Source organism: Vibrio sp. OPT46 (assembly GCF_015163535.1).
In the GTDB taxonomy this organism is placed as follows: domain Bacteria; phylum Pseudomonadota; class Gammaproteobacteria; order Enterobacterales; family Vibrionaceae; genus Vibrio; species Vibrio alginolyticus.
Map to the genome: position 1 here is coordinate 1 of NZ_JADDYG010000624.1, position 432 is coordinate 432.

Sequence of the window (432 nt, forward strand, 5' to 3'; positions counted from 1 at the left end):
TCGGAAGACAACGTATTATCCGTTTTGTCGTCCGTCGCTTTCGCTTTGATTGCGCCTATTCCATATATCCCGTAGATATCGAATTGCTCTGTAACTCCGTAACGGTAACCACCACCAAACAAAAGGCGGTCAATGCGAAGAGTAAAATCATCCGGATGGAAAAACTGCGCTGAGTAATCAACATTAAACAACCAGTTCTCAATAAACAAATAGTTACCACCGAGTCCAACTGTGGTCGCATTAGAGTTATCTAACCATTCTTCGTTTGTCGTTCCGGCACCAACATCCAAATGAATGTGTTCGTACCCAAATTTTTCTGCTTGGTCCATAACCGCTGCGCTTGATATCGCCGGCAAAGCAGCTAAAGAAACAAGCAATAAATTTCTCACCATTCGACTTCCTTTCATGAGAATTATCTAAACACTGTATTCC

General features: G+C 42.4%; 1 protein-coding gene. It reads right to left on the minus strand.

The genetic code is table 11. The annotated features are described in order from the left end of the window. The coding region (locus IQR33_RS23885) for an outer membrane beta-barrel protein (RefSeq protein WP_193844116.1) at positions 1 to 392 on the minus strand (392 nt) is incomplete at its 3' end. Positions 393 to 432: the final 40 nt, after the last annotated feature.